The following is a 9,988-nucleotide window of genomic DNA, read 5'->3' as shown; positions in this document are numbered from 1 at the left end:
AGGCCGTTCTCGCGCGCGAGACGTCGTACGAGCGGGGAGATCACGGGTACGGGACCGTCTCCACGGCTACTACCAGTCGGCGCGGCGGGGGCGGGTGGGGGTGCGGGGGCGTCCGCCACCGAGGTCACGACGTCCGCCGCCATCCGCCGCACTCGCCGTCGCCGCGCCGGAGGCGCCCCCGTGCCGTAGCCCACCAGCACGTTCCCCGAGCCCTCGGGCTCCGCGTCGGTGTCGGCGGCCGGTGCGCCCACCGCGACCGTCAACAGCGGGGCGCCGACCGGGAGTTCGGTGCCCTCCTCGCCGTAGCGGGCCGTGACGACTCCGCCGTAGGGGCAGGGGACCTCGACCATCGCCTTGGCCGTCTCGACCTCGACGACCGGCTGGTCGATGGCGACGACGTCGCCGACCTGGACCAGCCAGCGCACGATCTCCGCCTCGGTGAGGCCCTCGCCGAGGTCGGGGAGCTTGAACTCCAGTACCTGTGCCATCAGTTGTCCGCCTCCCACTGCAGGCGTCCCACGGCGTCCAGGATCCGGTCGACGCCGGGCAGGTGGTGCCGCTCCAGCATCGGCGGCGGGTACGGGATGTCGAACCCGGCGACGCGCAGCACCGGTGCCTCCAGGTGGTGGAAGCAGCGCTCCGTGACGCGGGCCGCGATCTCGCCGCCCGGGCCGCCGTAGCCGCCCGACTCGTGCACGACGAGGGCGCGGCCGGTGCGCCGTACGGACGCGCAGACCGTCTCGTCGTCGAAGGGCACCAGGGAGCGCAGGTCGACGACTTCGAGGTCCCAGCCCTCGGCGCGGGCCGCCTCGGCGGCTTCGAGGCAGACGGGGAGGGAGGGGCCGTAGGTGATGAGTGTCGCGCTGCGGCCGGGGCGGCGGACGACCGCGCGGCCGATCGGGTCGACGGGGGTCGGCTCGTCGGGGTTCCAGGTGTCCTTCGACCAGTAGAGGCGCTTGGGCTCCAGGAAGACGACCGGGTCGTCGGAGGCGATCGAAGCGCGCAGCAGGCCGTAGGCGTCGGCGACCGTGGCGGGGGTGACGACGTGCAGGCCCGGGGTCGCCATGTAGTAGGCCTCGGAGGAGTCGCTGTGGTGCTCGACGCCGCCGATGCCGCCGCCGTAGGGGACGCGGACGGTGATCGGGAGGGGCATCGCGCCGCGCGTGCGGTTGCGCATGCGGGAGACGTGGCTGATCAGTTGCTCGAAGGCCGGGTAGGCGAAGGCGTCGAACTGCATCTCGACGACCGGGCGCAGGCCGTACATGGCCATGCCGACGGCGGTGCCGAGGATGCCGGCCTCGGCGAGGGGGGTGTCCGTGCAGCGGTCCTCGCCGAACTCCTTCGCGAGGCCGTCGGTGACGCGGAAGACGCCGCCGAGGGTGCCGACGTCCTCGCCCATGACGTGCACGGTGGAGTCGGCGGCCATGGCGTCGCGGAGCGCGCGGGTGAGGGCCTGCGCCATGGTGGCGGGTTTGAGGGCGACGGTGGTCATGAGTGCGCCCCGTCCCGCTCGGCCGCCAGCTCCGCCGCCAACTGGTCGCGCTGTTCGCGGAGTTGGGGGGTGGGTTCGGCGTACACGTCGGCGAACAGGTCCATGGGGTCGAGCACCGGGTCCTGGTTCATGTGCGCGCGCAGCTCGGCCGCCATGGTCTCGGCGGCGTCGCGGGCGGCCTGGATGCCGGCCTCGTCGATGAGTCCGCGCTCGGTGAGTTCGTGCTCCAGGAGGGCGATCGGGTCGTGCGCCCGCCAGGCCTCGACCTCGGTCTCGCCCCGGTAGCGGGTCGCGTCGTCGGCGTTGGTGTGGGCCTCGATGCGGTACGTGATCGCCTCTACGAGCGTGGGACCGCCGCCCTCGCGCGCGTGCCGTACGGCTTCGCTGAGAACCTGGTGCACGGCGACCGCGTCGTTGCCGTCGACCAGGCGGCCGGGCATGCCGTAGCCGACGGCCTTGTGGGCCAGGGAGGGGGCGGCGGTCTGCTTTGCGAGGGGGACGGAGATCGCGAAGCCGTTGTTCTGGACCAGGAAGACGACCGGGGCCTGCCAGACGGCGGCGAAGTTCAGCGCCTCGTGGAAGTCGCCCTCGCTGGTGCCGCCGTCGCCGACCATGGCGAGCGCGACCACGTCGTCGCCCTTGAGGCGGGCGGCGTGCGCGAGACCGACGGCGTGCGGGAGCTGGGTGGCGAGCGGGGTGGAGAGGGGAGCGATGCGGTGCTCGCGCGGGTCGTAGCCGGTGTGCCAGTCGCCGCGCAGCAGGGTGAGGGCCTGCACGGGGTCGAGGCCGCGGGCGACGGCGGCGAGGGTGTCGCGGTAGCTGGGGAAGAGCCAGTCCTGCTCCTGAAGGACCAGCGCGGCGGCGACCTCGCAGGCCTCCTGGCCGGTGGTGGAGGGGTACACGGCGAGCCGGCCCTGCTTGGTGAGGGCGGTGGCCTGCGCGTTGTACCGGCGGCCGGACACCAGCTGGGCGTACAGGCGGCGCAGCAGTCCGGGGTCGGCCTGCGCGGCGGCCTCGGTGCCGAGGACGCGGTACGGCACCGCGTCGGGCAGCAGCGGCGTGGGGTCCGTGCGCGGCTGCCAGGCGGGCGGCGGTGTGGGCCGGTACGCGCCCCGCTGCTCCATGACCGTCATGACGGCACCTCCTCGGGGGAGTGGCTCGGAGAGACGCCTCGGACGTGCGGCGCCTCCCTACCGATTGTTCGGTCGTCGGCACATTTTGGCTACACGCGGCTCCAGGCTGTGGACAAACGGTTCTCCACAACCTGGAATGAACGCAGTACGTCCATGGTAGGGAGGCGGGGGGACATGGCACCTGAACAAATGGCCGACGGCCCGGAGGCGGGACGCGAGCTGCCGCCCCCGCGTCCGCTCGACGCCATCGATCAGGACATCCTCCAGATGCTCCAGGCGGACGGCCGCGCGTCGATAAGGTCCGTCGCCGAGCGGGTGCACGTCTCGCGCGCCAACGCCTACGCGCGGATCAACCGGCTCATCGAGGACGGTGTCATCCGCGGCTTCGGCGCCCGGGTCGACCACGAGCGGGCGGGGCAGGGCACGTCGGCGTACATCACCCTGAAGATCGTGCAGAACTCCTGGCGCACGGTCCGCGAGCAGCTGAGGCTGCTGCCGGGCGCCTCGCACATCGCGCAGGTGGGCGGCGACTTCGACGTGCTGCTGCTGGTGCACACCCTGGACAACCGGGCGCTGCGCGACCTGGTCCTCAACCGGCTCCAGGCGATCCCCGAGGTGCTCAGCACGCGCACGCTGCTGGTGTTCGAGGAGGAGGACCTGGAGCCCGAGGGCTGACCCCAGGGCCGGTGCCGGCCCACCGGCCGGCTCCGGCTCAGTGCGGGGCGCGCAGCCCGGCGAACACCAACTGGGCCACCGCGTCGGCCACTTCGCGCTCGCCCATGCCCCGTCCGTCTGGCCGGTACCACTCGACGATGGAGTTGATCATCCCGAAGACGAGCCGGGTCGCGAGCCGTACCTCCACGTCGCCGCGCAGATCGCCGTCGGCCGCCGCGGCCTTCAGCAGATCGGCCACCCGGTGGTCGAAGTCCCGGCGCCGCTCCAGCGCCCACCGCTCGGTGTCGGTGTTGCCGCGCACCCGCAGCAGCAGCGTCACGTACGGCAGCTCGGAGGTCAGCACCTCGACCATCCGCCGTACGACGTACTCCAGCCGGTCGACGGCACGCCCCACGCGCGCGTGCTCCTCGTCGAGGATCCCGAAGAGACCGTCCAGGGCGCGGCTCACCGCGCGGCGCAGCAGTTCCTCCTTGCCGGTGACGTGGTGGTAGATCGACGACTTGGAGATACCGGCCGCCTTGGCGAGGTGCTCCATGGAGGTGCCGTCGTAGCCGCGCTCGATGAAGACCTGGACGGCGACGGAGAGCAGGCTCTCGGGGGTGTACGTGTCTCGCTTGGCGGTGGTCATGGGGTGCCCTCCCGCTTCTCGGTGGCGTACGCGTGGCGGTAGAGCGCCAGGGACGGCGCGTACCGTCCCGACGGATCACGCAGGTGCAGGTCGTCCAGGAGGTCGTAGGCCCAGCTGCGGCCGAGCCTGCGGCTCCATTCGAACGGACCCAGGGGGTAGTTGACACCAAGGCGCATCGCGGTGTCGATGTCCTCCTCGGTGGCGACGCCCTTGGCGACGGCGTCGTGCGCCAGGTCGACGATCCGGGCGACCGTGCGCGCGACGATCATCCCGGGGGCGTCCCCGATGACGCTGACGTCCTTGCCGAGCGCCTGGAAGAGGCCGATCGCCTCGGAGAGGGTCCCCGAAGCGGTGTCCTGGGAGGCGGACAGGGCGATGCGGCCAGCCCTGCGGTAGTCGAGGGCGAGGTCGAAGTAGACGACGTCACGGAACTCGACGGAGGTCTGTCCGTCGGCGAGCGCCAGCTGTCCGCCGCCGGGCAGCACCATCCGGGTGCCGTGGTCCTCTTCCTCCTCGCGGACGACGATGCCCGCCTCGCGGATCAGCGCGACCAGGTCGGCGGCGGGGCCCATGTCGCCCTCGACGACGACGTAGGCGGGCGCCTGGGCCGGTTCCGCGGTGTGCGGCTCGGGCAGCTCGGCGTCGTCCCCGTGGTCGTACCAGCCCTGTCCGGTCTTGCGGCCGAGGCGTCCTGACTCGACCAGGCGGCGCTGGGCGAGCGAGGGCGTGAAGCGGACGTCCTGGAAGAAGGACTGCCACACGGAGTGCGTGACGGACTCGTTGACGTCCTGGCCGATGAGGTCGGTCAGTTCGAAGGCGCCCATCTTGAAGCCGCCGGACTCGCGCAGGATCGCGTCGATGGTGGCCGGGTCGGCGGCCTGTGCCTCGTAGACCGCGAAGGCCTCGGCGTAGAAGGGCCGGGCGATGCGGTTGACGATGAAGCCGGGGGTGTCCGCGCAGGCGACCGGGGTCTTTCCCCAGGCGCGGGACATCTCGTACGCGCGCGTGGCCGACGTGACGTCGGTGGCGAACCCGGAGACGACCTCGACGAGCGGCATCAGGGGCGCCGGGTTGAAGAAGTGCAGGCCCACGAAGCGGCCGGGGTTGCGCAGGGCGGCGCCGATGGCCGTCACCGACAGGGACGAGGTGTTGGTGGCGAGCAGACAGTCCTCGCCGACGATGTCCTCCAGGTCGCGCATCAGCTGCTGTTTGACGTCCAGCCGCTCCAGCACGGCCTCGACGACCAGGGTGCAGTCCGCGAGCTCGGCGAGGGTCTCGGCGGGCAGCAGCCGGGCGTGTGCGGCGTCCCGGTCGGCGGCGGTCAGCCGGTCCTTCTCGACGAGACGGTCGAGCCGGGCGCCGATCGCGGCGGTCGCGTCCCGGGCCCGCCCCGGAACGGTGTCGTACAGCCGTACGACGTGACCCGCGGTCAGCGCGACCTGGGCGATGCCCTGGCCCATGGTGCCGGTGCCGACGACGGCCACGGGGCTGCTGAGGTCCAGTGCTGTCATGTCCGCGATCCTCCCGCACGGGGTTTTCCACAGATGCGGCGGACCCCCTTGTCCCGACCGATCGTTCGGTTACTCTAACTCTGACCGCCTGTTTCCGCCCCTGATCCTTCCCCTGTTCCTGCCCAGGTCATGAGCTCGCAGACGAGTTCTTGAGAAGAGGAGTTGGTCCCGCATGGCCGCCGAACCGACCGCGCACGAGCTGATCGCCCGGCACCGGCCGACACTCGACCAGGCGCTCGAAGCGATCCGCACGCGCGCGTACTGGTCCCCCCACCCCGAACACCCCAAGGCCTACGGCGAGCACGGCAGCCTGGACGCGGCGGCGGGCAAGGCCGCCTTCGACGCCCTCCTGGGCACCCGCCTCGACCTCGGCCAGCCCGGCACCGACGACTGGGTGGGCGGCGAAGTGTCGCCGTACGGCATCGAGTTGGGCGTGACGTACCCGCACGCCGACCTCGACGTCCTGCTGCCCGCCATGCGCGCCGGACAGCGGGCCTGGCGGGACGCGGGCGCGGAGACGCGGGCCGTGGTCTCCATCGAGATCCTCAAGCGGATCAGCGACCGTACGCACGAGTTCGCCCACGCGGTCATGCACACCAGCGGCCAGGCCTTCATGATGGCGTTCCAGGCGGGCGGCCCGCACGCCCAGGACCGCGGCCTGGAGGCGGTGGCGTACGCGTACGCGGAGCAGGTCCGCACGCCCGCCGTCGCCGAGTGGACCAAGCCCCAGGGCAAGCGCGACCCGCTCGTCATGAACAAGGAGTTCACGCCGGTCCCGCGCGGCACCGCCCTGGTCATCGGCTGCAACACCTTCCCGACGTGGAACGGCTATCCGGGCCTCTTCGCCTCCCTCGCCACCGGCAACGCGGTCCTGGTGAAGCCCCACCCGCGCGCGGTGCTGCCGCTCGCGCTCACCGTCCGGATCGCCCGCGAGGTGCTCACCGAGGCCGGCTTCGACCCGAACCTCGTGGCCCTCGCCGCCGAGCGCCCCGGCGAGGGCATCGCCAAGACGCTCGCCACCCGCCCCGAGATCCGGATCATCGACTACACCGGGTCGACCGGTTTCGGCGACTGGCTGGAGGCCAACGCCCGCCAGGCGCAGGTCTACACGGAGAAGGCCGGCGTCAACACGGTCGTCGTCGAGTCGACCGACGACTACAAGGGCATGCTGTCCAACCTCGCGTTCTCCCTGTCCCTGTACAGCGGCCAGATGTGCACCACCCCGCAGAACCTGCTGATCCCCCGCGACGGCATCACCACCGACCAGGGCCCCAAGTCCTACGACGAGGTCGTCGCCGACCTCGCCCGCGCGGTGGACGGTCTCCTGGGCGACGACGCCCGCGCGAACGGGCTGCTCGGCGCGATCGTCAACCCGGACGTGAAGGCCCGGCTGGAGGCGGCCGCCTCCCTCGGTGAAGTCGCCCTCGTCTCACGGGAGATCGCGAACCCGGAGTTCCCGGACGCGGTCGTCCGCACGCCGGTGATCGTGAAGCTCGACGGGGCCAAGCCGGACGACGAGGCCGCGTACATGAGCGAGTGCTTCGGGCCCGTCTCCTTCGCCGTCGCGGTCGACTCTGCGTCCGACGCGGTGGAGTTGCTGCGGCGGACTGTGCGGGAGAAGGGGGCGATGACGGTCGGGGCGTACACGACCGACGAGGGGGTCGAGAAGGCCGTCGAGGAGGTCTGCCTTGAGGAGGCCGCCCAGTTGTCGCTGAATCTGACCGGTGGGGTGTTCGTGAACCAGACGGCTGCGTTCTCGGACTTCCATGGGTCCGGTGGCAACCCGGCGGCGAATGCTGCGCTGTGTGATGGGGCGTTCGTCGCCAACCGGTTCCGGGTCGTCGAGGTACGTCGGGACGCCTAAGAGCTCGGGGGTGCGGTTGTTGTGCGGCCCAAGGTCCGTTGTGGCTGGTCGCGCAGTTCCCCGCGCCCCTAACGGGGCGCTGTAGTTGACCAGTGATACAAGGTCATCGCCACGCTCGTCGCCAAGTTGTAGCTGGAGACCTTGGGTTGCATCGGCAGGGACACCAAGTGGTCGGTGCGGGCGCGTAGTTCGGTCGACAGGCCGGTGCGTTCCGAGCCGAAGGCCAGGACGGCGTCGTCCGGGAGCTTCATGCCCCGGATGTCGTCGCCCTCCGGGTCGAGGGCGAACAGCGGGCCGGACGGGAGTTCGTCCACCGTCAGGCGCTCCACGGCTGTCGCGTAGTGCAGGCCCGCGCCTGCGCGGACGACCGTGGGGTGCCAGGGGTCCAGCGTGCCGGTGGTGACCACGCCGGTCGCGCCGAAACCGGCGGCGAGGCGGATCACGGCGCCCGCGTTGCCGAGGTTGCGCGGGTTGTCGAGGACGATCACCGGCGCGCTGCGCGGGGTGTGCACCAGCGTCCGGAGGTTGGCCTCGCGCGCGGGGCGTACCGCCAGGGCGGCCACCCCGGTGGGATGCGGGCGCGGGACGAAGGACCGGTACGTGCCCTCCGGGACCTCCGTCAGCAGCGCGTCCAGGGTGTCCCGTACGTCGGGGGCCAGGTCGGCTGCCAGAGCGAGGGCCGCCGGTCGGTCCGTGGTGACCGCCAGAGGGACCTCCGCGCCGAAGCGCAGCGCGTGCTTGAGGGCGTGGAAGCCGTCGAGCAGCACGGAGGTGTCGGCGAGCCGGTGCCAGTCGGCCGCTGCGGGGTCGGTCATGCGGTGAAGCCTACGTGGCTGTGCTCGGGGTTCTCCGGGGCGCGAGGCTCCCCCGGGTCCCCGTCCGGCGTCGTAGGGCCGCCCCTCGCGAACCACCGTCCACGCGCGCGTGCGGCCCATTCACCGAGCCGGCGCAGGAACGACGTCGGCAGGAAGACCGCGTCCGTCGCGATCATCGCCAGGGAGAAGAACGGCAGCCCCAGGAGTACGGCGATCACGGCGTGCTCGGTCATCATCAGGGCCAGCAGGACGTTCTTGACGCGCCGGTTGAAGAGCGTGAACGGGAAGGCGACCTGCACGATCACCGTCCCGTAGGTCACCAGCATCACCATCGTGCCGCTGGAGGACAGCACGTCGGCGAGGCCGGGCCAGGGGGAGAAGTAGTCGAGGTGGAGCGGGTAGTAGACGGCGGTGCCGTCCTGCCAGCGGGAGCCCTGGATCTTGTACCAGCCGGCCGTGGCGTAGATCAGACAGGCCTCGGTCGCGATGACGAGCAGGGCTCCGTTGTGGATGACGTTGGCGATGACGTCCAGCAGCACCCGGGGCTCGTACGACTTCGCGTACCGCGCGACCGCCCACCACAGGGCCTGCGCCAGCCAGACGCCCCACAGGAGCACGGGCACGAACCAGGCGCTGTCGAAACGGCCCGCCGAGGTCACCGCGACGAGCACCGCGCCGAGGACCAGCCACAGGACGGGGCCGACCCGGTCGGGAATCCGCTCCCCACGCGCGCGTGCGGCCCGGCGGGCGTCGAGGGACCAGACCTGGCCGCAGCGGGTGAACACCAGGTAGATCGACATCAGGTGCAGGACGTTGTCGCCGCCGTCGCCCATGAAGACGCTGCGGTTCTGCAACGAGAGGACGCCGACCATGAAGAGCACGGACGTCGTGCGGGTGCGCCAGCCGAGCAGGAGCAGGACGCTCGCCAGTACGGCCAGCGCGTACACCGTCTCGAACCAGAACTGTCCGTCCGACCACATCAGGGCCGTGAACGCGCCGTTGTCCGCGATCAGTCGGCGGGCGAGGTCCCAGCTCCAGGGGCCGTCGGGGCCGTAGAGCTCCTGGCGGTGGGGCAGTTCGCGCAGCAGGAACAGCAGCCAGGCCGCGGCGAAGCCGATGCGGATCACGGCGCTCTGGTACGGGCCCAGGGCCGACTCCGTGACGCGGGCGATGCCGCGGGAGACCGACGGGGCGAAGCCGCTCACCGGACACCTCCCGCGCCCTCGTCCGCCGGAACCGTCCACCAGGGCAGCGTGCGGTACTGGGGCGTGGTCGACACCTGCTCGTCACTCCACTCGGGCGGGGGCACATTGGTGGTGACGGAGCGGACCTGGACGCGCTGGACGGTGCCGCCCGCTCCGGCCGCGTCGTCCCGGCCCAGGCGCAGCACGACGATGCGGCGCAGATACGTCTCCGCGAGCGTGCCGCGCACGCCGATCGCCTTGTCGTTGGCGTCGTGCGTGGCGGTCAGGAAGTCCCAGGCCCGGCGCAGCTCGTTCTGCTCGGTGTGGCTCGGCAGCAGATTGCCGTCGATGGCCGCGCCGTCCTCGGCCGACAGGTCGTACCAGCCGGTCGTACGGGTCGCACCGGCCGCGGTGCGGATGTCGGCGCGCACCTGGACCTGGATGTTCTGCTGCAGGGGGTTCGGCGCGAACAGCTTCCAGTTCTGCTCGAACTCCGGGTAGATCCACTCGTCGATCGCCTTGCCGTGCTGCTTCGTCACCGTGTTCGAGGGCGCGACATGCAGGAACACCATCCCGAGGTGGACCAGGGCGGCTACGGCGACGACCGCGACCGCCAGCGCGGCGCCCACCTGGTAGCGCAGGGACAGCGCGGCGACACCGACGGGTGGGTCCGGTGCGGGCGGGGG

Annotated in this window: 10 protein-coding genes; 2 read left to right on the top strand and 8 right to left on the bottom strand. The window is 71.8% G+C overall.

The features are described 5' to 3' along the window. The 3 genes from JHN45_RS46750 to pdhA all read right to left on the bottom strand — a co-directional run. Window positions 1-488: biotin/lipoyl-containing protein (locus JHN45_RS46750; RefSeq protein WP_307783394.1), on the bottom strand; the 488-nt coding region annotated here is incomplete at its 3' end. Further along, a complete protein-coding gene (locus JHN45_RS46745) occupies window positions 488-1,492 on the bottom strand; it encodes an alpha-ketoacid dehydrogenase subunit beta (protein ID WP_200716125.1) in 1,005 nt (334 codons plus the stop codon). The genes JHN45_RS46745 and JHN45_RS46750, both read right to left, overlap by 1 nt. Further along, complete coding sequence (gene pdhA, locus JHN45_RS46740; RefSeq protein WP_200716124.1) at window positions 1,489-2,625, bottom strand: pyruvate dehydrogenase (acetyl-transferring) E1 component subunit alpha; 1,137 nt, start codon at window positions 2,623-2,625, stop codon at window positions 1,489-1,491. The genes JHN45_RS46745 and pdhA overlap by 4 nt, the downstream gene beginning before the upstream one ends. Before the next feature lie 174 nt (window positions 2,626-2,799). Between pdhA and JHN45_RS46735 the strand changes: the two genes are divergently transcribed. Further along, window positions 2,800-3,300 carry an Lrp/AsnC family transcriptional regulator gene (locus tag JHN45_RS46735; protein ID WP_374192817.1) on the top strand — a complete coding sequence of 167 codons (501 nt, stop codon included), beginning with the start codon at window positions 2,800-2,802 and terminating at the stop codon, window positions 3,298-3,300. Between the two features lie 37 nt (window positions 3,301-3,337). On the opposite strand, the gene JHN45_RS46730 is transcribed toward JHN45_RS46735, so the two are convergent. Both JHN45_RS46730 and JHN45_RS46725 read right to left on the bottom strand, forming a co-directional pair. Further along, the gene (locus JHN45_RS46730) at window positions 3,338-3,928 is read right to left on the bottom strand and encodes a TetR/AcrR family transcriptional regulator (protein WP_200716123.1); all 591 of its coding nucleotides are present in this window, start codon (window positions 3,926-3,928) and stop codon (window positions 3,338-3,340) included. Then, a complete protein-coding gene (locus tag JHN45_RS46725) occupies window positions 3,925-5,439 on the bottom strand; it encodes a 3-hydroxyacyl-CoA dehydrogenase (RefSeq protein ID WP_200716122.1) in 1,515 nt (504 codons plus the stop codon). The genes JHN45_RS46730 and JHN45_RS46725 overlap by 4 nt, the downstream gene beginning before the upstream one ends. 172 nt (window positions 5,440-5,611) lie before the next feature. Between JHN45_RS46725 and paaN the strand changes: the two genes are divergently transcribed. Continuing rightward, complete coding sequence (gene paaN, locus JHN45_RS46720; protein ID WP_201055493.1) at window positions 5,612-7,303, top strand: phenylacetic acid degradation protein PaaN; 1,692 nt, start codon at window positions 5,612-5,614, stop codon at window positions 7,301-7,303. Window positions 7,304-7,371: 68 nt separating this feature from the next. Here the strand turns inward: paaN and JHN45_RS46715 are convergent, their stop codons facing one another. The 3 genes from JHN45_RS46715 to JHN45_RS46705 form a co-directional block, all read right to left on the bottom strand. Further along, entirely contained in the window at window positions 7,372-8,118 is a 747-nt protein-coding gene (locus tag JHN45_RS46715; RefSeq protein ID WP_200716120.1) for an RNA methyltransferase, read from the bottom strand. Beyond that, window positions 8,115-9,323 carry an HTTM domain-containing protein gene (locus JHN45_RS46710; protein ID WP_201055491.1) on the bottom strand — a complete coding sequence of 403 codons (1,209 nt, stop codon included), beginning with the start codon at window positions 9,321-9,323 and terminating at the stop codon, window positions 8,115-8,117. The genes JHN45_RS46715 and JHN45_RS46710 overlap by 4 nt, the downstream gene beginning before the upstream one ends. Continuing rightward, the coding region (locus JHN45_RS46705; RefSeq protein ID WP_201055489.1) for a DUF5819 family protein at window positions 9,320-9,988 on the bottom strand (669 nt) is incomplete at its 5' end. The genes JHN45_RS46710 and JHN45_RS46705, both read right to left, overlap by 4 nt.

Origin of the sequence: Streptomyces sp. MBT53 (genome assembly GCF_016654115.1) — a bacterium.
Taxonomy (GTDB): Bacteria; Actinomycetota; Actinomycetes; order Streptomycetales; family Streptomycetaceae; genus Streptomyces.
This window is presented reverse-complemented; position numbering and strand designations above follow the sequence as displayed.